This window comes from Vibrio penaeicida, assembly GCF_019977755.1.
Taxonomy (GTDB): domain Bacteria; phylum Pseudomonadota; class Gammaproteobacteria; order Enterobacterales; family Vibrionaceae; genus Vibrio; species Vibrio penaeicida.
On record NZ_AP025145.1, the window covers coordinates 395622 to 421014 of the forward strand.

Genomic DNA, 25393 nt, shown 5'->3' on the forward strand with positions numbered 1-25393 from the left:
ATAATTCGTTGGATACCAGCTTGCGCGATCGTGTTCATAAATGCAGCATCGCAGAATGTGTTTTACCTGTCAATCAAGTTGGCTAGTACATTCTTCACGTTGACTAAAAACAGGCTAGCCAACGCGAAATTTAGACCATTACGCCCCAGTGCAAGTATCTGCACCTTGATCAAGCCAAGTGCCAAACTTTCCAGTGTCCGCCGGTTCTGTTTGGTTCCAGTATCTCGCTTTCCAGATTCTGCCGTTCCAGCTCACTAAATCGCCAGATTGGTAAGCTTTTCCGCTTTGCCAAGCTTCCGCGCAGCCATTCCCTGGGTTAGTTGGGTTGGAAGAGTCTGTAACCGTCGCTTTTATTGCAGCGGTGTGGATCTTTGTACCTGTTCTATCGATGGTGAAGTCCAGCTTCACTTCTGCGGTACCTGCTGCGATAGCGCCAAAGGTCGCTTGTATGGAGCACGCTCTGCCCGCAAGCAGTGGCGCGGTTGTGCATTTATCGATTGTCATGGCTGGTGTTTCAGCAACGCCTGAACCGGTTAAGTTTGCCGACGTAATATTGATGTCTGCCGTGCCAGTATTACGAATGGTAAAGAAGTGCTTTTTGCTTTGTCCAAGCTCAAACCCTTCAACCTGAATCGATTTCTTGTAAGTGAAGGCGACTTGGTCGTCTGGATGGGCGATGACCCCTTTGATCCAATCATGGTAATGCGTCACATCGCTGTACACACCGTATTTGCCCGGACGAGCACAACCGACTCCCCAGCTCACCACACCAAGTTGGCTGACTTGTCCGCCTTGGTTAACAACGATTGGACCACCGCTGTCACCAGAGCAAGAGTCTTTCCCGCCTTCAAGGTAGCCTGCACAAAATGCCGATTTTCCGATATACCCGTTTTGGTAGGCACCGCCTGCGGCGTTACAGGTTTCGGTTGATACCAGAGGTACGTCCACTTCCTGCAATACTTTTGGCGAAGGGCCTTTTTCTACCGTACGACCTAGCCCAGCAACGGTCAGTGGATCGCCCACTCGAACATATTGGCTCAAGTTGGTTTGCCCCAAATTCACGCCACTAAATCCAGTCGGTATGCTTTTCAGCTCAATTACCGCGATGTCGTTTAAGCCATACGCTGCTTCATATTCTGGATGCATAAATACGCGTTTTACCTCGAAGCGCGTGCCTTCTTTATTCTCAAACTTATATCCACCCAGCTTAACGTCAAAGAAAGCGGTATGTTTGTTGCGCAAGCAGTGGGCAGCCGTGAGTACAAAGCCCTCACCAAGGTAGCTACCACCGCAAAAAGAGCGCTCGCTGTAAGACGGAACGATCTGAGCGAAGAATTGCCAGTCGGCTGGGTTTGCGTCGTTGCCGTTCACAATTCTGGGGGTAATGTCTGAAGCGCTTGCCGTCATAGGCAGCATAAGGCTGGTAGCCACTGCCAGCATGTTGAGTTTCATCTGTGATTTCATGCTTTATCCTTTTAATTTTAGTTGTCCCAAACATTCGAAGGTTTGGGTATATGCCTCGTGGGGCATAAAGCATGTTAGTCGCCTGTTTTTTACTCAACAAATTGATTTCGAAAATAAATGGCACTTAATAAATGTTATGCACTGAGTGTCAAAAGGCTGGCTGAAACAACACAGTGATCGGACGAGTTAGGGTGACTTTTATCTGAAATTACTGATAGTTAACGTATTGAATTCGATTAAGAAAATCCTTGAATGTTTATGAACTCTCTATCTTGAGGGAGTGTGGCTCCTTCGATCGAAAGTGCGTTCTTGCCAGCATTGAATGTGTTCAGCAACTCGTTCAGGGTGGTTGACCCAGCGGAAATGACAGGGTTTTTTAAGACCGACTTCATCGGGAGCTAGAGTAACCTTATCTACTTGAGCCGATTTTAGTTTGCTCGCCAAGTAATGGCTGCAATTTGGCGTTACATAGCTGTCTCCATCGATTGAAATAAACAGGACAGGTAATTTGCTCGTATTGAGCAGCTGTTCATAGTCTAATGAAGACTCAGTAACTTTGTACCTGCCTGTTAGAGATTCGTGTAGCCAGTCTGAGATGACATTTTTGAATTCTGTCCCTGCAAATTTAAAACGTTCCCCAGGAAAGTAACCACATATCTTGCTGAGTGCTTTAATACAGTGATAACCGACATAGCGACCAATCCTCGCTTTTAACTTCGGTAAGTTTTTGTACCAGTTTGAGCCACTGGCAATCAGAATAGTACCTTTGACGTCTTCAGACTGAACTCCGTACAACAAGCCAAGCTGACCACCAAGGCTATGCCCTAAAATAAAAACTTCTTTGCAGTGTAAGCGATGCTTAACGGCTGCTATGATTCCCGGAATATCCGTAGATAAAATATCGTTATAGCCATAGTTGCGGTGACGACCTGCACGAACAGAGCTTTTGCCATGCCCCCTTAAATCACAGGTAACAGCGGTAATACCTTGCCCAGCAAGCTTTGTGGCAAGCACGCCATAGTATTCAGCACGCACTCCCATTGCTGGCAGACAAATACAAACGGGAGCCGAATCTTCCTCTGCCGTGAATATACTCACTTCAATGGAGGTATTGTCATGAAGCTCGACGAGTAAAGTGAACTTATCTTCAGATGGTCGGCTCTCTTCATTCATTTGTTTACTCTCGTATTGCTGAAGTGCAACGTTTTCGCTCTCATTCAACGCCAAATTCCTTGTACATTTCAGTGAACTGTTCACTTTACCTAAAAATTCAAAGAGCTAAAGGAAAATCTAGGTGGTTTGAGTATTGAAGAATGAACCAATTGATGATGTTTTACATACCGTTCTCTGAACTTTGCTGTTGCACACTTTTCTTACACAACAACTGATGTATAACTTTCTACTCCCATACTTTGTATTCCCATATTTTTAGAGACACGCATGACCCGCTTACTGATTGTTGAAGACATTCCCGCATATCGACAGTTTTTATCTCAGCTTTCGGACTCTGAGCAAATCAGCCATTGCGACAGCGCCAGTTGTCTGGCGGAGGCTTTTGAGCTGATTAAGCGGCATCAATACGATTTAGCCTTGGTTGATCTGGGCTTACCCGACGGTAATGGGCGGGAACTGATCGCTCACTTAAGAGCGCAATCCTCAAAAACGGAAATCATGGTGCTAACCATCTTTGGCGACGAAGACAATGTGCTCAAAGCCATCGAAGCGGGTGCTCGCGGTTACTTGCTGAAAGACACCCCATTCGAACAGATAGAGCAGGCGATCGCTAACCAACTCGCCGGAGGCGCACCCATGAGTGCTGCCGTGGCTGCCCATGTGCTGAACCAAATTCAGGGTGGGCAAAAAGAGCCTTTGCCGAATCCATTAACGGGCCGTGAAAACGAAGTACTGACTTTGCTGGCAAAAGGGCTTAAAAGCAGTGAAATCAGCAATATGATGGGTATTTCTCATTACACAGTGAACGATCATATCAAAGCGATTTATCGCAAACTTGAAGTCAACAGCCGCTGTGAAGCAGTGTATGAAGCCAATCAACAGGGGCTGATAAAGTAGCTCTGAATAACAGAACATTTTTCTAGCCCCTGCATTTTTTCAGGTTACTTCGCTTCCAGCATCATGATGCGCTCTTCCAATCGTTGAACCTGTTGGTGTAGTTGCTTGGTGGTTTCCAGCAGCAAAGGGATCAGCCCTTCATAGTCGACACTCTTCATGCCTTCTGCGTCTTCATCCACTAAAGATGGGATGACCGCTTCTACCTGTTGCGCAATCAGCCCGTATTCCGTAGTGTTGCTATGGCTGTCTTTCCACAAAAACGTCACGCCATTCAACTGACTGAGGATTTGCTGTGGTGAAAGGATAGGGTTGATGTTTTTCTTAAGCCTTTCATCAGACGTTCGGCGAAAGTTACGCGCTTTGATGGCTCCGGTTTCTCCATCGACGTGAATATCGGGGGTATCCTTGGGAGTGATGACTTTAATTGAGCCAGTTTCGTTGTCGATGCGTTCTGTTACCGCTGCCACACTGCCTACACTGATCTCTTTGCGGCACTCCTGTTCTTCACAGAACACTTTATCGGACACGGTTGATTTGGTGCGAACACGGTTTGGCGTGATAACCGTGCGGTTGGCGCGGCTAGAAAACTCCGAAGTGATGATTAAGTTGTCGCGCAGAATCTCAACACCAGTGCCTTTGTTTTCTTCGGCTCTCTGACCAAAACGAAAGTGGTTTGCGATGTTGTCGATTCGGCGGGTGCCCAGTTTGATGTCGGTAGTCATAATTAAGTCCTTTTAGTTTTGAGTTGGCGTAGAAAAGAGCCCGAATGGTAGCGGAGTTCCGGCACTGCTGAGTGTGCCGTTGGCCTCTTCTAAATCGAATGAGAAGGTCGCGCCGTTGATCATCACTTGCAGATTCACGTTAGCGACTTTGTTCACCCCCGATGTCGCGCAGCGAAGGTGCAGTTTTCTGACGGATTTCATGGGAACTCGTGCCTCGGTATCCAGCACCACTTGCTCGGAAGCGTAGAGCTTCATCGCCCCCTGATTCACCAGCGATTTCACCACCAGCGGAAACTTGCGATCCCCGTAATGGAGGTTGAACACCAGCTTTTCTGCGTTGCTTCTTGCTTGTACCGTCAGCGTTGCCCCCAGCATGTTTAACGTTTGATGAGGAATCAGATTTCGAAGCGAACCATTAAACGGAATTCCGAGTTCTTCCGTGGCTTTACGGACGCGATAATTCGGCGCGATTTGCCCCATCACTTTACGCAGGCTAAAGGTGTGATGGTCGGTCATCATGGATTGCAGACGAGCAAAATACTGGTTTGCTCCGGATTTGTTGGGATGCAGCATGTGGGCTTTCTGGCAAGACACCGCAGTGAGCAGGTTTTGTCCCAATTCCAACCCTTCCGATGCAGAAAAACTCAACGTTGCCTGATATTTCGGGCACATCTTGACGCGCTCGCGAGTGACAAGAGGATCGCCTCGCAATCCCCACACCTGCGGTTGCCGGGTGAACATGGCTTTGCTGGCGGACAAACCGGGGTGAACAAACCAGATGGGCGCTTTGCCACTTGCGGTGAGTTGTTGGTTGACCTTGTTGGCGGCACGCATTGCGCCCAGTTCCATGGCGGTATAGAACAGGTAAGCATTGAGTTTGATGATGTCGAGCTGGTCGGTTGGTGCAGTCAGCCCGTCGCCCATCCATCCGAGAATGTCATCGATGGGCGTGAGCGCTTCGGCAAACTCAATAATGGTGTCGGCAAAACGGTTTCCGGTGCGAAAGTTAGCAATTTCCTGCAACACGGAACCCGCTTGCTCCATCACGTCCAATACCTGCTCCACACTTTCAAATTTTGAATGCGGGGAAACGGCCGGGAAGTATCCCGTATAAATGATCAACGCATTGGGGCACTGATTTCTGGCTTTCACCAGAAACGGAATCAGGCGGTCGTCGACCAGTCCATCCAGCTTTTGCACCGTCTTTTCAAAATCGGTGGCGGCAGACTTAAACCCCACGTCGTTGGCGATGCCGTTCATTAGCAGCAAGTCGACGGTTTCGGGTTGGTCGATGTCCGTGAGTTGTCTGGTAATGGTCGGGTACGACGCAGGTAAATCACCAAAATAGGTGAGTTGCGGTAAGTTGGTGTCGTAGCTCGGGCGTCGGTGGTGCTCGTTGTCATGCCCGATAATGGCACCTGAGTGGGCTTTGTAATCGCCAGTGACGGGCTGGTGAAGATCCCGCACGTTTGCGCCACTATTTACGTTTTGTCGAAGCCAACTGACGAGTTGATTCGCATAGGTTAAGTGACGGGGAATACCTTGCCCCCACATCACGGAATCACCAATAACGGCTATTCGCATCATGTCCTCCTTGAGTGTAGATAATTGTAATCTGGCTGTTTTTTGCTCTGAGTAGTGCTTTGCCTAGCGCAGTTACCAGTGCGGCAACTGCGCTAAGCAATGATGAATAATGTCGGTATCCCGCACGTTTTGAGTCCTTTCTAAAGGGGCGATCAGCTCCGTGGCGGAATCCACTTTTATGCCCTCGTGACCTCGCCCGGCGACCACAACGATTTCATCGGGCTGCTGTGTTTTTAAAGCTTGATAAATGGCGTCCGTCCGGTTTTTGATGACTCGGGCATGTGGCAGGACTTTTTTGAGTGGTGCGAAGATCTGTTCAGGCGGCTCGCTTCGTGAGTTATCGCTGGTGATAAAGGCTTGGTCTGCAAACTGTCTGACACTTTCTGCCATGGGTGCGCGTTTGCTTCTGTCTCGGTCCCCCCCGCAACCGAATACCACCACCAGCTTTTTGCCAAAGGTTTGATTCAGTGAATCCAGAGACTTAATCAGCCCGTCTGGGTTGTGGGCAAAATCGACAAACACCTGTCGGTTCCCTTTAGTGGCGATGGATTCTAGCCGACCGGGTGGCAGAGAAAGAGTGGGGATATATTGGCAAGCCTGTATGAGTGCTTCCTTACCGTAAAGGCTCTGGACAATACCGAGTGAAGTCAGCAAGTTTTGAACGTTATGTTCGCCAAAGAATGGGCAATCTCCCTGCCATACAAAGCCGTTAAGATTGAGCGATAATGTGTTTCCCTCTAGCCGCCCAAACCATCCGGGGGTGGACGTTGAGTTGGCAAATAACCGAGCGTTCAATCCAGAACTCTGGCTTGCAGCGATCCATTTGAGGTGCATGGGATCTTGCTGGTTGATCCACACGTCAGCGCCAGCTTTACAATGCTTCAGCAGTTTAAGTTTGGCATTGAGGTAGTCTTCGAGGGTGGGGTGATAGTCCAGATGATCGTGCGTTAAGTTGGTAAAGGCAGCACAGTCGAACTCGAAATGTTGGTACTGCCCAATCTCGATCAGGCGACTAAAACACTCCATCAGACAGACATCCACCTGATTCTGTGCGGTGAGATCTTGAATGAATTCGTGAATCCGTTGGCTGGAATTGCAATACCAGGGGACGTCTTCAAACTCCCCATCCAACCCCACCCCTAATGTGCCCCAACTGGCTGCATGAATACCAAGCTTGGAAAGCAACAGCCTTGCTAACTCTACGCTGGTGGTTTTGCCATTAGTTCCGGTAACCGCTGCCCATTTCATTATCGAATCCTTTCGAATCAGTTAAGTTGCGTGACTGGATATTTACGTTACGCGGACAAGGGGGATTCACCATCCCCAGTTTTGGGGGGACTTGGTTGCAGAGCGGATAGAAATGGCAGTAGACTGAGTTTTTATAAAATAGTAAACGGTATGCAATTGAGCGAAAGGACATCGCTGAACAGACCTGAAAGCGCATCTCGGGAAGTATTTGTGCGCTTGGCGATCATTGTTTTGGTGCCGGTTGTAGCAATTTACGCACTGGTATCGCTACTGAGGTACGGTGATCTCGTCTCTTTACCGTCGGTGCAGTCAGGCGTGCTGGTTCTTAAAGACAATGAAACCACCAAGCTGATAGATGTCGCCCTACCTCATAATTACAGCCAGCACCTCAATTTTTCTTATGGCGAGTATCGGATCTCGCTTCCTAAAGTCGACAAAGATTCGAACGCGACCACAGCTATCTTTTTGCCACCTTTCCGCGACACTGCCGAGTTTTACTTGGGCGAGCAGATGATCTGGCAGACGGCACCGATTGCTCATTCCCGCGATTCTATGATGCCAAGGTTTCGCTATCGCCCTTCCTATCATGAGCTGCCCAATTCGTTTTTTGAGGCGGGTGAACTGCCACTGACTGTAAAAATCGCGTCCAGTGGCGGGCTGCAAATGCCCGAGATTTTTTACGGCACACCAGAGCAGGTTAAGCCCTACTATCAGTTTCAGTACTGGTCGCAGATTGGGCTGCACATTGTGATGCAGTGGCTGACTCCGCTGATTACATTGTTTTACCTGCTGCTGTGGTGGTTTCGACGCAACAACACTGAGTACCTTTTCTTTGCATTGGGCTTTGCATGCTGGGCAATGAGTAATATGACATTTACGGTGTCGTCGCTGCCTATTTCCCAACAAACTTACTGGATGACAACAGTCACGGTTCAGCCTTTTCTCACCTTGTTTATGATGCTGTTTTTGCATCGCTGGTATCAGCTTAAACGCCCGTCTGTCGAGTTAATCGTAAGTGTGGCGACATTGGTTCTGGCGGCATCGTCTTTCGTGATTTATGAATACGAACCGACCGAACTTTGGTGGCGATTTAACGAAAGCGCTTTACGTGGTTATGTTGCATTGAGCTCGGTGTATATCGGCTATGTATTGGTGACTCAGGCGTTATTCAATCGCAGTAAAAGCGCTTTGTTACTCGCAACGGCAGGAATGATTGGCGTGGTCTCAGGGGTATTGGATTCGCTGGACGGGATGCAACTTCTGGAGATGCATTTCCCGCTAAGCGCCCATGCAAACTTACTTATCTTTCTGACTTTGTGCGTGCTTCTTATCTATCGATATGCCAGTGCACTAAACCGCAGTGAAGAATTGCAAAGAACCCTAGAGCAGAAAGTGGTGGAAGCCATCGCGCTCTATAAAAAAGAGCAGGCAGTGGCTCACGATCTGGAAAAGAAACAGGCATTAATGGATGAGCGTCAGAGCCTGCTTTCTGACATGCATGATGGGTTAGGCAGTCAGCTCGTTGAGCTGATTACGTTACTAAGAGTGCCGAACGCCAACCAAACCGATATTCAGCTCAAAGCAACCCAATGCCTGAACGATTTACGACTGATTCTTGATTCTCGTAACCCGCTCTTTGATGCGCAATTCAGCGTATTACTCGGGCAATGGCGAGCGCGTATTGATCCCGTGCTTCAAGCCGCCAATATAGAACTGGAATGGTTTGTGGAGTGTGAAGACAGCGCCGTGACTCTTACACCGCAGTCCAAACTGGACCTGCTACGCATTCTGCAAGAACTGATTACCAACGTCATCAAGCACGCCAACCAAGCCACAAAGGTGAGTTTTCACTGCATTCAAAACGACTCCCAGCTCATCATTCAGGTTCAGGACAACGGGAAAAATTCCAAAGACTTTGTTGATAAGAAATCTGATGGATATGGTTTGTCCTCGATTCAAAATCGAGCAAAAAAGATGAATGGCGAGTTTAGTTTTGAGCTGACTGAAAGAGGTGGGTTAGCTGACGTACAAGTGCCACTAAAAAAGTTGGGAAAATAAGTGCTTTCCCAATCTTAGACATAAAAAAAGCTAACCAATAGTGACGGTTCCACCGCCAACCAAAGAGCCACCACAGCTCACCGCATCACCCGAACGGGCAACGGGTTTGCCGTTCACAAATACAGTGCCAGAACCCGCAGCAATACTCCGACCATGGGGGGGATGTTTAGGCTTTGCGTGAGGGACCAATGGGTCGCCAACTCGCGCAATGGGAATACCATCGGCTTTTACATCGGGAGATGCACCACAGACAGGCGTGGGAGGGAAACCGTCATGATCGGTACCAATATTTCCTAAAACTACTGCGTTACCCATGGTTTCCTCTTATACGTTATAGATAGCGTGATTGAAGATCTTACTTGCTAGACCTTAGTTCCTTTAGTTTCATTACACCCCAAAGCTGATTGTAGAAAAATACGTTGCTTTTTGAGGGTTTAATTTCTTCATCTGACATGCAAAGCACTTGTCGAATTTTGTACTTAGGCAGTGGAAACATTGCTTCCTGATTTTGTTCATCCATAAATTCTAATGTAGACCTGCCACTTTTGAGTATGTCTCGAGGCTCTATGCCTTTAGCAGTAATTTTTCCTAGAATTTTACTCATAGAAGTAGATGAACTTACAGCGCATTCAGAGTTACTTAGGCTGCCACTTTTCCAATAGAGGTACTTTTCAAATTCAGCTTTTTCTTCTTCGCTCATTTTGGTTGCAAGGTGAGAACGTCCGTCAATTTTTAGGTCACTGCTTTCGCCCTTCGTAAATGCTTCAAATTGAACATTGAATTTGCCTGAGTCGTTAATGTAAACCGTGGATGTAATACCCAGGCTCGACCAAATCACAGAACTGATCCCAATCAATATACTTAAAGGTTTTTTTAATCTTATCACCTAAGTACTCCCAAAAAATTTGCTGCCGTTTTTGTCGTTAAATTTGCAAAAAAGCTTGTCTAGTAGCGCAAGCCATCAAGGTTCTAAGAGATAAAGATTTCTTATGGAATCAACCAACTCCGATTCCTTAACAGTAAATTTCCCATGAGCTTCTATACCGCTAAGAGCTTTCCTAACTTTCTCTAAAATTTTATTAAATTCATCTACTGAAATTGTTTTCGAAAGTGAATCTAACGCCCAGTCAAAAACTTTCACACCTTGCTGTGTATTGCGGTTAATCGCACTGTTTCTAAGTTGTTCAAGTAAAATCTGCAACTTAACCACTTTGGTTTCAAATCTCATGTATTCTATATGTTGTTTTTGGCATTCAAACACTCACCCAGAATATCTTGTTTTCATCATCATCTTGAGTAGGAAGTTTCTCCCCCTGATTGACGAAAATGGATTCATTCGAAAGGTTACTTACCCATTCAGCACTTACTGGGCTTTCATCATTTGGGAAAGCAATATAGTGCTGTGGAATATTGTTTGGCTTTAGAGCTTCAGCAATACCAGCTTGACGGGCGTGATCAACAATATCTTTTGGGTAAAAAGGCAGATGGCGATAACTAGAATCATCCAGTTCATAGAGCACAGTAACAAGTGCGGCTTCAAATGCCCAATAGCCGAAAAAGGTTGGAAATCTTCCTTTATGACGATCGTGCCAGTAGCAACCTTTTGAACCTTTGTACCAATTCTTTAGATAGCGCTTAATACTTTCTTGTCTGTGTACTTTTGTTGGTGTGACTCCATCACCTTTTACGGCGTCATAAAGATCGACATATGGTGTCTCAAAAACTAATTTTTCAGCGGAGTTACGTGGTAATCCGATATACCCCAACCTAGACAGTGTGATACTCAATAGAGGGTCATCTTCTGCAATAGGGTTTTTACTTATAAGTCTTACTACTGTACCAATACTTTCTTTTTGACCAAGAAGCACTGAAAGGCTTAGAAGCCACAAAATGTATTGGAAGCTGTCTTTTTCCCAATATTGAAGTTGAAAGTGAGAAGCTTTAGTTTTGTGTAACATTAAAGTTTCTAAGGCTTCTGCAAACTCTTGTGAAAAAATACTGAGTTCTACTCCGCCAGAATAACCACAAATAGAATGTTCAAGAAATCGAGTAAACCTGTCCCAACCAACACGTGAGCGATGTATTGCGTCTGTCGAATTATTTATCACATCCAGAGCTTTGGTATCGTTTTTTACCCTATCTAGGAAGAAACCTCGTTTTTTTAAAAAAGTTTCTTCTTCTAATAATGAGTCTCTTCGAATTGTGTTGTATTCGTCCATCTTTTTCCTGCTATAAATCAATCGACTCGGTAGAGTTTCCGAGGTGATTTAGTTTCGATATATTGACCACTTCACCACTTTCATCGACCAACATTAGCCAACGCTCATACCCATTAGTCATGACATCATAAGCGCCATCATCACCAATTTCATCTGGTATTCGAGGGTGTATCCAAGCATCACTCATCTGTTTAGCTGCAGGGTAACCTTCTGAGCCTCTCGTTGTTGGTAATACTGAACTTCTGGCTATACCGTCCGAATCTATATATTTCCCCGAATCCAGACGAAATTTAGTTTCAGTAATTACATAGAGTGGTGGAGGATCGGTTTTTAGGTATATCCCATCAATCCCTCGTCCTCGAGGGACATCTTCTAAAGACCGCACCTGTCTTGCTTCAGGTAGCATATTTGTAAAGCCATTACTAACCATATAGTGATCACTAATGATTTCACCGTAAAGCCCTTTTTGGGTCGTCGTCAAAATCCTTGGATTAATGTCGACTACTGAATCATCGAGTTGATGGAGGTTTGGTGACGGCGTATCTGGGAAAGCTCTATGCCCTTGATCGACTTGATCTTGTAATGCTTTGGCTACGTCATCAAGTAAACTTTGAACTGGTGTGAGTGCTTTCGCAATCATCTCATCCGCTTTTTGTCGTACGCTTAGCACAATAGTGAGCGCTTCTTGGAGCCAAATTCTGACACTGCTCGGTGCTATACGGCTGATTTTGCTTACCGTACCTTTTATGGCATCAATTACTTCGTCAAACAGTGAGAGTAAAAGATCGGCATTGACCATACCTTTTACTTCTTTGAGCTTGTTAACGACCTCCTGAAGAATGTCATAGATATTCCTGTCACCAAGAAGTTTTTGGACTTTAGGGTCAGCAAGGAACGCAAACACAGGGCGCATTGCTCTACCAACTAATACAAAAACATCTCCTCCTGCTTTGCGCAAAAACAAAAAGATTATTTTCAGAACACCTTTAACGACAGAGCCAAGAGAGGGGATCAATCCTATTATGGTTAGACAAAGCGCTACCCATGCCCAAGTATCATTTGGCTTCTCGTTGATCTTTTTGCAGTTAGCGATGATATCTCGGCAATCAAGCACTTGGTCGACAATTGGGATCACACCTAATACGGCGTTGGCAGCAATCTGACCAGTAGTCATGTTTTCGTTAAAGTCGCCTTGGAGTGCTTCCCAGATCCATTGGACAGAGGCTACCGCTGCGTCAGCAACTTGGTTGGCTTTTTGGATGACGTAGTCTTCGCCAGCATCGTATGCTTCTTCAAGGTTATCGTAGAGCCAGCTTAAAAGGTCATTTCCCCACATACTCATTAGCTCCCGAGCAACTTGTCAATTCGAGACAGCACACCAGAAACAGATTCGCGAGTCAGATCTTCAAAAGGCTCTTCTGGTGGATAGAAAACATTGGCAACACCATTTGGTGCATCTTCAATGAGCGCATAGCCATCGCCATCAAGCTTGCCCGTTACTTCTGTACCATCACTTAGGATGGCTTTATAGCTTGCGTTAGCTTTTGGTTCCATATTTCCATCTAGATGAAAAAACTCGATTTTGTGTGTCTTTTCTTCGACAACGAGTTCTTGTGCATTTTCAGGTAGCGCACCACCAAACCCGCTGCCGCTCCCAGCGCTGCCGCCAGCGTTGAGGTTGATAGCTGGACCGACTAGGTGCACGCCTGCTGGGTCGATTTTGACAAAGCTGCCTCCTGCCTTAACGGTGATCTCAGAACCTGCCTCTAGAACGATATTGCTACCAGCTTTGAAATGGGTTTCCATTCCGGCTTCGTTAAGAGTCTTTGAACCTGATTTGGTATGGAAAGAGCCATCGACTACGATGGATTTATCGGCGGTCACTTTCACTCGGCTTTCCCCATCTACCGTGAGGTGCTGATTGTTTTTCACATGGGTAAACTGGTCGTTGTCCACCGTGTGATGTTCATCGTTGTGAATGTGAGTGGTGCTGTCGTTTTGCACATCCCGTTCTAAATCCTTCTGAGCATGCAGGTAGACTTTCTCGTTCTCGGCTTGGTCCTCAAAACTCAGTTCATTGAAGCCGTCGCCTTGATGGGTTTCACTGCGGATAACGGTTTTGGTCTTGTTGTCTGGCAACGTATAAGGCGGAATGTTGGTGGCGTGATAGGTGCGCCCAGTAATAATCGGCTGGTCAGGGTCGCCATTTAAGAACGACACAATCACCTCATGCCCAATACGCGGTATCGCCATCATGCCGTATTGGCTGCCCGCCCAACCCTGAGAGACACGAACCCAGCACGAACTCAGCTCATCACTGTTGGAATACCTATCCCACGGGAAATGAACTTTCACACGCCCATGCTCATCACAGAAGATTTCTTCCCCTTCCGGTCCCACCACGGTTGCCATCATCGGACCATCGACTTGCGGCTTCGGGGTTGGCGTTGCGCGCCACTGGCGCTGAGCGGGAATGACTGTAAACGTGTTGCCATAAGTGGTGACCCCGCTGCCGCCTTCCTCTTCCAGGGCTTGAGGCTGCTTGCCTGTGTGAGTCGCACTCACCACCAGCCAAGTGCGGTTACAACTCTCATCCAAATGGTCAGATAAAGTAAACTTGGTGCCCGCTTGCAGGGCAGGGTGGTTGCTTTGCCCAGTGGCAATGTGGGCAGTACGACGAAGGTAATCCAACCGATATTGGCTGAACGCCGCGCCACTGTCGTCGTCTTTGTAGCGAGCAGGGGCATCGTAATACTCATAGCCATCGCGTTGATAGCTCATCTCCTCACCAAGCTGCTCTTGTTTAAAGGCGTAGGTGGGTTTCTTAAAGCTGTATTCTTGAAACTGAACGCTAGACACATCGGAGCGCACTCGCTCGGTGAGCCCAAAGACATAAGGGACATCCATAGTGCCGCCGGCTAGCGCGTTATAAGGCACTGGAAACGGGTAGGTGTCGTAGGCTTGGGTGTCATCACAAAACACAATCGTGTGTTTGCTCGTCTGATGAACAAAGCGATAGACCAATCCCTCTTCGGCGGCGAGGCGATGCATAAAGTCCAAATCGGTTTCCCGATACTGGACACAAAACTCTCGGGGCAAGCAGGACCGCTTCAGGGAAAAGGCATAATCGTTGATGCCCATTTCCTGAAACAGCACAGACAGAATCTCAGGCACCGTTAAATCTTGAAAGATGCGACTGTTCTGACGCAAAGACAACCGCTCAATGGCAGGGACTAACGTCAGGGAATAAAAGGTGTGTTGATGCCCGGTGTCGCCTTTTGAAAAGGCGCGGACAATGCCGTGAACATGTTGAGTGACTTCCCCATTTTGAATCACCGACAGCCAAGCGTTTTTGTCCACCACTTGCTCAGGCGTGAGGTCCATAGAGCGGCTGGCGAGTTCAATGTGATAGCGAAAGCCATGACAGCCCTGATAGTTCGACAGGGATTCTTGCCCGTGATACTCGCGCACAATCAAGGTATCCGAAGCCAGTCCTTCGACATCCAATGAGAAGTTTAAGGTGCCCATTCAGTCCTCATAAATAGGGACTAAGCCCCAAACAGTAATCCATAACAAAATCCAACAGTTATTGGTCAGATCGTTAGAGGTTCAGAGCAAGGGGTGTGCCAAAGTGAGAAAGCTTTTTAAAACAGTTGGTTAGTGTTTCTCTAAGAGGTGTGAAAGCGAATAATTGCTTGTGTGTGGGCGAATAATTGCTTAGGTAGCGAGAATGTGCCTGGATCGGTATCACTATTTATAAGCTCAAATAGCGTTATCTCAGTGGGATCTTCTCCATCATTTTACTGTTAAAAATTTGGGAGGGTTGGTTACTCTTCAATGTTACGAATCTTAAATCGAAAGTTTGAATCGAAAAAGAAGACCGAGCTATGTAGTGAAAATTAAAATGAAACTGGATGAGTATTCTTTGTTCTCCCTTTCTATTTACTGAATGCTTGGCTGCAAGACTTAATGTCGCTTTCATAACATCCATCACAAACCTGATAATCATATAAAAAATCACGAGATTTATGACACCGCTGGGCAAAGTGCAACTCTGTTTTCTTAAGTATACATTTCCACTGTGCAGTCACTCGAAAAGTCTTGCTGTTAAGTAAATACTCATTTGAGTGCGGCGACTTCTCTGAGCAACATACAGATAGATTCAATAAAGCGGCTTCGGGTTACTTATCTTGAACTCTGGGTAATTAAGAAGCTCGCAACGTTAAACATCCTACATCTAAGGTGCGAAGTATTTAATGACTATATTTAAGAAAAACAAGCTCATCTTTGCCGTTTCTTTAGCCGTTAGCGCAGTTAGCCCTATCAGTGCACTCGCTGCAGATGCTTGTGCTGGCATCAACGAATATCCTAACTGGACTCATAATGACTGGGCGGGTAACCCGAACCACGCGAAAACTGGTGCTCAGATGCAATACCAGGGTAAAGCGTATACCGCTAACTGGCACACTACGTCTATTCCTGGTTCCGATGGTTCTTGGACATTTGCTTTTGACTGTGCGGGTACTGATCCAGGTACAGGAACAGGCACAAATCCTGGAACAGGTACTTCAAACGCTTCACTACTCATTCGTAAAGACCCTGTTAACTTGAAAGTTGCAGGTTGGCCTAGCACGCTTGCAATGGGTACATTTACCAACAATTCAGCGACTTTAAACGGTGCACTAGCGAGCGCTAATGTTGATTCTGTTTTCAGTGTTGTAACCAACGCTGCTGACGCTTTAGCAACGCTTAAACAAGCAAGAGACGTTGAAAAGGCAAATGGTGGTGAAGCCATCGTGCCAGTGGCCGCAGTATCGACAGCATCTGGTTTGGGTGACACCGACATTCTGACTTACGCTAATTTGGTTGCCCATTACCAAAACCTCATTCAAATCGCAGCACAGGTTCAAGTATTTAAAGACGCTGCGCATGCCTCTCCAGGTTCGATTGTTCTGAATGAAGATCTGTTGGCAACGTGGCAAGCAAACAAAGATACGACATTTGCTACCGCATTCGGAACAGACACAGCGTTAACAGAAGTACAGGTTAAACGTGCACTGCGTGAAGCGATTACTAATGTATCTGCTCTCACTGTGACTGACGCTGCGGGCACATCAAAAAGCATTTCTAGCCTTTACAACCTATCAGCTATCGATACAGCAGCCGCTAATCTAGCCGACAACGTAAAAGGTTGGGTTGCTTCTCAAAACTTTGTGATGGAGCAATTTGCGAAAGACGTTTCTTACGGTTGGTCGCTAAGTGTTTCTAACCCTGGCACAACGAACTGGGTTCACAAAGATTACGCTGGCTTGCGTTCAACTTGGAATGCGGCATCACAATCTGTTGTTTCATTCGTAAACTGGACAGGCGCTTACGCAGATGCAGCCGCTAAACCCGATTTCTTAGTATTTAACCAAAGCGGCAATAATGGCCTTTCTACAGCAGGTCGTGCAGAGCACGCATTTGGTCCTATCGCATGGGATAACTACCTTGTTTACGTTAAGCAAGTGACGGATTCCATTGATGTACCTGCAATGCTCTACAAACTGCCGGGCGCTCACCTTGCTACTACGTCACAATCTGGTAATTACGACGCAGCGACACAAGCGGGTACAGCGGCGAGCTTCTTCATGGGCGACAAGTCTTTGGGTAAATCGTCTGCAAACTTGCGTAGTGATGTTGCATCTATTGCACTAGACAGCGCAACTTATGGCGTGTCTTCTGTTGCTTCCTTGGTTGAACAAGAATCCCATGATTGGGGTGTAAGCCAGCTTCGCCGTGCAGCACACAGCAACGTGTTCTCGATTCTTTGGGGTAGTGACAGCGCTACACCTGTCGTATCTGCAACGGCAAATACCGACTGGCTGAAAGGCAAAGTGGCAGCTTACCAAGCGAACCCAATTCCTCTGTATTATGTGTCTGAAAGCCTTGTTGCGACACCTCTAACTAGCGTTGCCGCTCTAAATGCAGATTTGGAAGGCGCTGAAACTGTCATGAATAACGAAGCTTTCTTGTATGAGCTTCCAGGCAACAAATGGGCTCCTTCTACTATTTACAAGTGGAAAGACTTCCTTAAAGCCCTGAATTCAATGCATAACGTAGGTGTCGCGGGTAACCAATTCTGGCTTATCGACCCTAATGCTGATATTGAAACCAACAAGAAATACGCGAAAGTAGCGATTGCGGCGTTCTTATCTCAAAGTATGCAGGAAACCATCCGTTACAACGCGTGTGATGAGAACAACTGGGCAGAAATCAAGTATGGTGCACCAGCGAATCACCCGAACAGTGCTTCTTGTGGTCAGCTAGATCAGAAATACGCCGATTACGGTTACAACCCAGTGACGGGGCAGGATCATCCTTACTCGTGTCCTCGTAACAACAAACTAGAGCTTTCTGCGAATACTCACGCTTCTTGGTACGGTGCTCCAGCGCCAATCTTCGTAGCACCAGATGCGGTTCTGAAAGAAGAAGGCAAGATGGCGGCAAATGCAGCAGGTCGTTGGGACATCAATGGCGAACACTGTATGACTAGCCCTCAAACTATCGACGAGAACAAGCAAGTTTGGGAACGTTCGAAGTGTGAAATCTACGCAGGTCAAAAAGCAGGTGCATTCTTGTGGGATGGCAGCAGCAAGCAATCTATTGAAGGTTGTGGCTGGTGGGGTCGTGGTGTTATCCAAACGACAGGTCGCCAAAACTTCGGTACATTGAACCACTTCATTGGTCGTAGCCATGTTGACCCAGAAACTGTTGGTCAAACCATCGAAGGTACTTTAGTTGAAGCAGCACCAGCTAACCCGCTTTATGCTGACCTAGACTTGTGTTCTAACCCTCAGTTGATTTGTTCTACTGAAGAAAACACAGAGATCAAATGGATTGCAGGTCTGTTCTTCTGGATGACATCTGTTCAGAACTACAGCGATGTTGGTGGCCCATACGCGGCTTGGAACTACCACGACGAGCTAAAAGCTTACGTTGATGGCGGTATGGTAGGTACTAAGTTTGTTGATGCGGTTTCTGGCATTGTTAACCGTGGTTGCCCAGATGATGCTTGTCCAGTAAGTGGTAAAGTTCACGCTATTGCAGAGCGTCGCGCAAACTTCAACCTAGTACTTCAGAAGCTTGGTTTGAACCCACAATAAGTTAGTTTAATCGTTAAAACGATTTCCTAATACAGAATAAAAAAGGAGCTCTCATTGAGGGCTCCTTTCTATTTAAAAAGAGTAAGTTTAGCTACATTGCCCAAATTTTATGTTCATGACGTCTGCTTGTTTATCTTGAACCACATCACCAGTTTTAGTTAACGCGTTGAGCGCCCCCGAACCCTCCCAGCTTCCAATACTTGATGCTTTCAGTAAGGTTTTGAACTCTTTTTTATTGAGTGAGCATTTACCTGATTCAAGCAGCGCTTTTTTTAGACTTTCTGTCGGTTTAGGCACAACCTTATCGCCGCCACACAATGGTGTTTTTGCCAAAATTTTGTCGTCTGTTTCTTGCGCTTGAATGGTGCCCTGTGTGATTAGATAGTCCTTCATTAAATGAAGAGTTGGGCGAACCCTTATACCTAAGCTTTGCGAAATGGATTGTGATGTTTCTAAATCGGAGAGATCTACCGAACAATCGCTTTGCTCGACGTGTTGTACAAAGTTGGCAACCAAATTATCGATGGTATTGGCATGAACAGAGGGAGAAGCAAAAGCGATAGCTACCAGAAGCATCGCGGGTCTTTCGAGTTTCATTTTTATATCTCATTAGGGTTTGGAGGAAAGGTCTAATGATGATGGGGAAGATGAATTTATCTTTTACGAGTATGTAAATTCTTGGTCAATAATCAAAATTGAGAAGCGTGTATTCAATTGAAGATGATTGCCCATAACAAAGCTGTCATTTACGAAGCTAAGTCATATTAAATGGTGTCGGCAAATCGACGACAGCTTGCAATGACTTGATTCATCAGTGGAATTGAGCGCTGACTTATATTTACCGCCATACCAACAGAGAGCGAACAGTCAAAACCTTCGATTAACCTGAGTGCGATACACTCGGAGCCTGTAATTTCAGCCCAATTGGGTAGCAAGGCTGCCCCAACACCTGCTTGAACTAGGGGCCAGGCGTAATCGATGGTCCGGATATTGGCTCGGGCATTAAACTGAATTCCCCGTTGCAACAGGCTGTCTTTCAACGAATCGAGAGCGATACACGGTTCTCGGTGAATAAATGGCATTCCATCTAAGTCTTCAAAATTTAAACTCCCTTTTTGTGCTTCAGCCCAATGGTGAGGGAGAGCCAATTGATAAGTGTCTTCCCATATTGGTACAAATTGGTCATCACTCACGCGGGAGGAGCCGACTAAAATTCGTGCGTCACAAGGTTCGTCGGCATCAACAAGTGTGAGTTCTAAATGCTCGATGTCTTGGCTAAGGTGCTGAAGCAGTAAACTCATCCGTTTGGCTCCGAGTGAGCGCATAATTCCGAGCCTTAGTGGTACGGTTACGGGTTGATCGCGAAAGGTTTGAAGGATGTTTTTTTCGCTGTCGATCATCCGCTTAGCTTCTGGATAAAGTTGTTGGGCGGCTGGCGTTGGCGCCACACCGCGAGCATGGCGAACAAAAAGGGTGGTATTGAGGACCGATTCCAAATTCTTAATGGCAGAGGTGATCGAAGGTTGAGAGACAAAGCAGTGCTTCGCAGCGCCGCTGACACTGCCTACTTCATACACCTTCAAAAAGTAGCGTAATGTTCTGAGTTCCACGTCTGCCTACCCCAATATACAAGAAACAACTCGTTTTAACGTAAGGTATAGGAAAAACCTATAGTTAACATAAAAATAACATATTTCACGCAGATACACGAACAGAGTAAGGTTTGCGATAGCACGCTGCTCGGTAATACTGAGTAGCGGAAATTCGTATTACCCTAATTGGATCAGAAGTTTAACAAGGAGTCGTTATGTCGCCGGATAGCTTATTTAACTCACTTTGGCAGGACTACATCAACCGTCTTTGCCCTTCAGCACAAAAAGTTCATGACTTGCTGCAAGAAGACGAAGCGCTCATCAATGACCATATTGCGCTACGAACATTTGAAGGTAGTAAAGTAGGAATCGATGTTCTTGCCAAGCCGTTTTTAGCAGTGGGTTATCAACCAGCAGGTGACTATGTGTTTGAGTCGAAAAAGTTGATTGCAAAGCACTTTGAACACCCCGATCCAAAATACCCTAAAGTGTTCATCAGTGAATTGGAAATCCATAAATGCTCGGCTGAACTGCAAAGAATCGTGGGTAAATTACTTGATCAGGTAGACACATCGACCTTACAAACTTCTGATTTTTTATGCAGCGGTCGTCTATGGGAACTGAATTATGCTGATTACGTGACCTTAGCAGCAGAGAGTGAATATGCCTCTTGGCTTGCGGCGCACGGATATGGCGCGAATCACTTTACGGTGAGTGTGAATCAGTTGAATCAATTTGAAGAGGTGAAACAGGTCAACCAACACCTACGAGAAGCCAGCTTTACCATCAACGAGTTTGGCGGAGAAGTGAAAGGGTCGCCAGAGGTTTTACTGGAACAGTCTTCTACAATGGCGGATAAAGTGCCAGTGCACTTTGTTGAAACAACAGAAATCATTCCTGGTGGATTTTATGAGTTTGCCAAGCGTTATCCAATGAATAATGGTGAGCTCTATTCCGGATTCGTTGCCGCCTCCGCCGACAAAATTTTTGAAAGTACCAACGGTTAGATAGTGAACTTAGTAAAATAATGAGGGAAGCGCGCCGACTTGTTAAGCCTATACTGCGTCCCTCGTTTCCAATTTTTATTGGATTACGATTTCTTAACTGCCGCCGTCACAATAAGCTCCACTTTCAGCGTTGGGCGAGCCAGCTTTGCTTCGCCACACGCACGGGCAGGGGCTTCACCTTCATCAAACCACTCATCCCAAACCGCATTCATTTCTTGGAAATCGGACATATCAGAAAGCCAGACGATAGTTTGCAACACATGATGTTTGTCGCTGCCCGCTTCTTCAAGTAAAGCTTCTACACGCCTAATTGCTTCGCGTGTTTGGTCGGCGACACTCTCTTCCGCAATACCCACTTGACCGCACAGATAGATCGTATCGTTATGCTTGACTATCTTGCTCATGCGTTGGTTCGTGTGCAGTCTTTCTATATCACTCATGTTCCTTCCCTTTACGTTATCTTGATGGGTTCCAAACCCAAAATCTTACCGTCAGTGTATTGATAAAGCTATTGAAAAGAAATCTTTGGTTTTCATATGAGAGTGTCTTTAAAAACATCGTTAGATCAAATACACAAATTGAAAAATTGCATTTACAACTCAAAGGTAGAATAGAAATAATGTCCCCTGATATGGACGTATGTGACTTTAGTTCTTTTTCTGCTTGCGATTGTTGTCGCCACCTAGATATAAAACTTACAAAATTATTTCGTTCTCAAAATTGCTAGTTTACAAAATATAAAAGCATGATAAATATCTCAATTAGTACTTTTGGAAAGCTGAAGGTCTATTTTGATATTCGTTTGTAAACTAGAATCCTCATTTATTTTATAAGAATCTTTCTCTGATGCATAAAGGATACTAGCAGTAGAGGAAAGCGTTCATTTGGTCAGGTTGTTATGAAAAGCGTTGTTTTAGCTACTTTGGTTAGCTTTGGATTATTGATGGGTTGTGGCGGCGGCTCCGATTCAGGAGGAGGTCAGACAGCTGAAGATGCATTTGTACAAGCGCTTAACCATGAAGAGACTGGCAATGTAAGTGCAGCATTCGCACTATACAAAAAATCGGCAGAGTTGGGGCACAGTGGTGCACAAAACAACCTGGGTTTGATGTACCTTTACGGCGAAGGTACTGAGCAAAATGAAGTAGAGTCTTTGAAATGGTTTAGTAAATCAGCCAATCAAGGGAACAAATATGGTCAATACAATCTTGCACGTTCTTATTTCTATGGCTGGGGTACAGGAAAAAATTATTCTCAAGCATTTAATTGGGCAAGCCGTGCTAAGGATCATTCTGGTGCGATAAACCTTCTGGGTATCCTTTATGAGGAGGGTAAAGGGGTTTCAAAAAATCTTATTCAAGCTTTCCAGTTATATCAAAAGGCAGCTAACTCAGATAATGCCAGTGGAATGTTCAATTTAGGACGAATGTATCAGTACGGGATATATGTCCAGAAAAGCTTCTCAGAGGCTAAAAAGTGGTATGAACTAGCTGGATCCAGAAATCACGGTGGTGCCTATTACCAGCTGAGTCTAATGTATTTCAAAGAACAAAAAGAAAATGAAAGCACGATCAGCTACTACGTCGAGCGTTCTGCCTCGTTGGGTTATAGCCAAGCCCAGTTCTCGCTTGCGAGAGCTTACTATACAGGAAAGTTATTTGATGAAGTTTCTCACAGGCAACATTTTGATTATGCCAGACAATGGTATGAAAAAGCCGCTTTAAACGGTCATATTGGTGCGAAAAATAATCTTGCTTTGATGCTAGCTATGGGAGAAGGAGGAGACGCTGATTACGTTTCTGCCTACAACTTGCTAAAAGAAATTTCTGAAGAAGATTACGTAACTGGTCAAGTTAATCTGGCTGAGTTTTATGAACTGGGTCATCTTGGAACTAATGATTTCACTAAAGCATATCAGTGGTATCAAAAGGCTGAGCTTCTTTGTGAGAAGCTCACAAGCATTTCAAAAAGCTGTGCTGAAGTTTATGTTCGAATTGGGATGCTCCACGAACGGGGCGTTTTGGATGAAATAGATTACGACAAAGCTTTACATTACTTCCAGAAAGCTTCCAGTGTGTCATATCCTCCAGCATTTACTCAATTAGGAAAATTGTATCTAGATGGTTTTGCATTTGAGAAAAAGTATGACGTAGCTAAAGAGTGGTTTGAAAAAGCAATCAATTCTGGTTCTCCTGATGCTGGCGCCCAGAATTATTTGGGGTATATGTATCAGCATGGATTAGGAGTGGAAGAAAACGTCACAATAGCCGAAGAATATTATAAGAAGGCAATGGCGCAGGATTATGCCCCAGCCTTTACTAATATGGCCATCTTAGCAGGGCCTGACGGTGGAAGATATCAGCTATATTCATCGGCTGTCTTCAGGTATGACTACGATCCTCAAGCTCTATATTACATTTCTAACTATACCTATTTCATGAGCGAGGAAGATAAAAGGAAAGATTGGCTAATGCTTGCAGCCAATGCTGGCAGTGTGGATGCTTATCACGGACTGGGATACAGAGCGGAAACGGTTGCTAGTTTTTACGATGAAAATAGCCACAAGTACAAAGAGTTATATAAAGAAGCAGCACAGTGGTACGAAAAAGCAGCTAAACGAAATCATATTCAAGCTATGCTGAAAATTGCGTATCTATACACCAGTGGTAATGGTGTTGCTCAAAACTCAGAGAGTGCTTCGTACTATTATTTGAAAGCAGCACGGCTTGGCAACCCAGAGGCGCAGTTCAAAATGGGGCAACTTTATCAATCTGGATTTGGTGTTGATGTCGATTATGCACTTTCTCTTTATTGGTTTGAGAAAGCTCAGCTGCAAGGAATGGATATAGCGACGACGGAAATTGGAAAAATACACGAATTCGGTCTAGGTGTTGCTCAAGACTACAATAAAGCCTTTAGCTATTACTCTGAAGCGGCAGACAAAAATGAAGCTGAAGCACAGTACCGTCTTGGTTTGTTGTATAGAGACGGTCTGGGTACGCAAATGAATGAGAATGCTTCTAAGACCTGGCTGATGCAGGCAGCGACCAAAGGTCATAGAGAAGCTCATGCTTTAACTTATTCCCCTGTAAAAGAGATTTTAAATACCGTAACAGCAGGGGCAGTTCTTCGAGAAGATGGCTCAGTGATAACTTGGGGAGACGCTGTTAGCGATATTTCGTCCGTAAAAGAAAAACTTACACAAGGAGTGGTTGCCATAGGTAGCAGCTTAGCAGATTTTGCTGCTTTGAAAGAAGATGGAAGCGTCGTTCGATGGGGAAAGCTAATTGGTGACAATCTAGACGAAAGCAGGTTTGCAAGCGGTGTAAAAGAGTTACATTTTGGGCGACGAGGGCTAGCTGTGATAAAAGAAAGTGGGGAATTAATCATATGGAGTGATTGCTGTAATGACCAACCACCAGTCTTGCCTAAGCTACAATCAGGCGTCGAAAAAGTACTTTTTACTAGTTCTTCAATTGCAGCCTTGAAAGATAATGGTGAGCTTGTGACCTGGGATTGGTTAGATTCTAGCAATGTCGAAGCACAGCTAGCTTCTGGTGTTGTTGATTTTGTCTCCAATTTTCAAGCTAACTTGGCATTAAAGAATGACGGTTCCATAGTTTTGTGGGGAGTATCGAAAGGCGCCAACAATACTGAAGTTGAAGGTGAGCTAAACAATGATGTGAGTAAAGTTGTTAGCGGGTATGACAGTATGGTTGCCATTACAAATTCTGGGAAAGTCGTGGAGTGGGATGATGAACAATACAATGTCGTGTTCCCAAGAGGGATAACTAATGTCATATATGGCAATGTACAATATCTTGCCTACAAAGATGACGGAAGTGTTTATTCCTGGGGCAGTGGAATGTCTGTTGAATCTGTCAGTATCTCTGGGAGCAAAGTGAAAAAGGCTATCTCATCAGATGCCGGTTTTGCGGTGTTAAAAGAAGACGGAACCTTAATATCCTGGGAGCGAACCTACGTAGGAACTTACTACAATAAATATTACGATACGATTCCAAATGACGGTATTAAAGATATATTTGCAAATGAAAACTCATTTGCTGCGATTAAGAATGATGGCAGTGCATTTTCTTGGGGAGAATTAGAATCAAGCGAAGTGTCGGACAAACTCCGTAGTGATGTTTCTAAAATCATTCCCACCAACCGAGCTTTTTATGCGATCAAATCAAATGGAGAGGTTGTATACTGGGGTGGAATTGGTGATACTTTTGACCGTATTTCACGCCCTGATATTGTATTAAACCCACCTCAATAACCTCT

The 25393-nt window shown here is 45.5% G+C and carries 19 protein-coding genes; 5 read left to right on the forward strand and 14 right to left on the reverse strand.

The window, feature by feature from the left end; all coding sequences use genetic code 11:
• Positions 1 to 138 precede the first annotated feature (138 nt).
• Positions 139 to 1464, reverse strand: a complete 1326-nt coding sequence (locus tag LDO37_RS20205) for a trypsin-like serine protease (protein ID WP_126608594.1) — start codon at positions 1462 to 1464, stop codon at positions 139 to 141.
• A 267-nt stretch (positions 1465 to 1731) separates the two neighbouring features.
• Positions 1732 to 2685: an alpha/beta fold hydrolase gene (locus tag LDO37_RS20210; RefSeq protein WP_126608595.1), complete on the reverse strand. Its 954-nt coding sequence runs from the start codon at positions 2683 to 2685 to the stop codon at positions 1732 to 1734.
• A 219-nt stretch (positions 2686 to 2904) separates the two neighbouring features.
• Here LDO37_RS20210 and LDO37_RS20215 point away from each other — a divergent pair, with 219 nt between their 5' ends.
• Entirely contained in the window at positions 2905 to 3534 is a 630-nt protein-coding gene (locus LDO37_RS20215; RefSeq protein WP_101110194.1) for a response regulator, read from the forward strand.
• A gap of 44 nt (positions 3535 to 3578) precedes the next feature.
• Here LDO37_RS20215 and LDO37_RS20220 read toward each other — a convergent pair whose 3' ends face one another.
• The 3 genes from LDO37_RS20220 to LDO37_RS20230 form a co-directional block, all read right to left on the reverse strand.
• Positions 3579 to 4256 carry a tail fiber domain-containing protein gene (locus LDO37_RS20220; protein WP_126608596.1) on the reverse strand — a complete coding sequence of 226 codons (678 nt, stop codon included), beginning with the start codon at positions 4254 to 4256 and terminating at the stop codon, positions 3579 to 3581.
• Positions 4257 to 4268: 12 nt separating this feature from the next.
• A complete protein-coding gene (locus LDO37_RS20225) occupies positions 4269 to 5840 on the reverse strand; it encodes a hypothetical protein (RefSeq protein ID WP_126608602.1) in 1572 nt (523 codons plus the stop codon).
• 72 nt (positions 5841 to 5912) lie between these two features.
• Positions 5913 to 7088: a Mur ligase family protein gene (locus tag LDO37_RS20230; RefSeq protein ID WP_126608597.1), complete on the reverse strand. Its 1176-nt coding sequence runs from the start codon at positions 7086 to 7088 to the stop codon at positions 5913 to 5915.
• A gap of 156 nt (positions 7089 to 7244) precedes the next feature.
• On the opposite strand from LDO37_RS20230, the gene LDO37_RS20235 reads away from it, so the two are divergent.
• Positions 7245 to 9146: a sensor histidine kinase gene (locus LDO37_RS20235; RefSeq protein ID WP_224055783.1), complete on the forward strand. Its 1902-nt coding sequence runs from the start codon at positions 7245 to 7247 to the stop codon at positions 9144 to 9146.
• A 30-nt stretch (positions 9147 to 9176) separates the two neighbouring features.
• Here the strand turns inward: LDO37_RS20235 and LDO37_RS20240 are convergent, their stop codons facing one another.
• From LDO37_RS20240 to LDO37_RS20265, 6 genes are all read right to left on the reverse strand, one after another.
• Entirely contained in the window at positions 9177 to 9461 is a 285-nt protein-coding gene (locus tag LDO37_RS20240; protein ID WP_126608598.1) for a type VI secretion system PAAR protein, read from the reverse strand.
• Between the two features lie 40 nt (positions 9462 to 9501).
• Positions 9502 to 10032 carry a hypothetical protein gene (locus LDO37_RS20245; RefSeq protein WP_224055784.1) on the reverse strand — a complete coding sequence of 177 codons (531 nt, stop codon included), beginning with the start codon at positions 10030 to 10032 and terminating at the stop codon, positions 9502 to 9504.
• A gap of 75 nt (positions 10033 to 10107) precedes the next feature.
• A complete protein-coding gene (locus LDO37_RS20250) occupies positions 10108 to 10374 on the reverse strand; it encodes a hypothetical protein (RefSeq protein WP_224055785.1) in 267 nt (88 codons plus the stop codon).
• Positions 10375 to 10399: 25 nt separating this feature from the next.
• Positions 10400 to 11365 carry a DUF1911 domain-containing protein gene (locus tag LDO37_RS20255; RefSeq protein WP_126607017.1) on the reverse strand — a complete coding sequence of 322 codons (966 nt, stop codon included), beginning with the start codon at positions 11363 to 11365 and terminating at the stop codon, positions 10400 to 10402.
• A 10-nt stretch (positions 11366 to 11375) separates the two neighbouring features.
• Positions 11376 to 12701 carry a hypothetical protein gene (locus LDO37_RS20260; RefSeq protein WP_126607018.1) on the reverse strand — a complete coding sequence of 442 codons (1326 nt, stop codon included), beginning with the start codon at positions 12699 to 12701 and terminating at the stop codon, positions 11376 to 11378.
• A 5-nt stretch (positions 12702 to 12706) separates the two neighbouring features.
• Positions 12707 to 14893, reverse strand: coding sequence for a type VI secretion system Vgr family protein (locus LDO37_RS20265; protein ID WP_224055786.1), 2187 nt, complete (start codon positions 14891 to 14893; stop codon positions 12707 to 12709).
• Between the two features lie 728 nt (positions 14894 to 15621).
• Between LDO37_RS20265 and LDO37_RS20270 the strand changes: the two genes are divergently transcribed.
• On the forward strand, positions 15622 to 18510 hold the full coding sequence (locus LDO37_RS20270; RefSeq protein WP_126608347.1) for a cellulose-binding domain-containing protein: 2889 nt from the start codon (positions 15622 to 15624) through the stop codon (positions 18508 to 18510).
• Between the two features lie 87 nt (positions 18511 to 18597).
• Here the strand turns inward: LDO37_RS20270 and LDO37_RS20275 are convergent, their stop codons facing one another.
• On the reverse strand, positions 18598 to 19107 hold the full coding sequence (locus tag LDO37_RS20275) for a hypothetical protein (RefSeq protein ID WP_126608348.1): 510 nt from the start codon (positions 19105 to 19107) through the stop codon (positions 18598 to 18600).
• Positions 19108 to 19274: 167 nt separating this feature from the next.
• Positions 19275 to 20120, reverse strand: coding sequence for a LysR family transcriptional regulator (locus LDO37_RS20280; RefSeq protein ID WP_126608349.1), 846 nt, complete (start codon positions 20118 to 20120; stop codon positions 19275 to 19277).
• A 197-nt stretch (positions 20121 to 20317) separates the two neighbouring features.
• Here LDO37_RS20280 and LDO37_RS20285 point away from each other — a divergent pair, with 197 nt between their 5' ends.
• The gene (locus LDO37_RS20285) at positions 20318 to 21109 is read left to right on the forward strand and encodes a DUF1338 domain-containing protein (protein WP_126608350.1); all 792 of its coding nucleotides are present in this window, start codon (positions 20318 to 20320) and stop codon (positions 21107 to 21109) included.
• Between the two features lie 83 nt (positions 21110 to 21192).
• Here LDO37_RS20285 and LDO37_RS20290 read toward each other — a convergent pair whose 3' ends face one another.
• Positions 21193 to 21549, reverse strand: a complete 357-nt coding sequence (locus tag LDO37_RS20290) for a RidA family protein (protein WP_101110179.1) — start codon at positions 21547 to 21549, stop codon at positions 21193 to 21195.
• Between the two features lie 458 nt (positions 21550 to 22007).
• Here LDO37_RS20290 and LDO37_RS20295 point away from each other — a divergent pair, with 458 nt between their 5' ends.
• Positions 22008 to 25388 (forward strand): SEL1-like repeat protein, encoded by a 3381-nt coding sequence (locus tag LDO37_RS20295; RefSeq protein WP_126609643.1) that lies wholly within the window; start codon positions 22008 to 22010, stop codon positions 25386 to 25388.
• Positions 25389 to 25393: the final 5 nt, after the last annotated feature.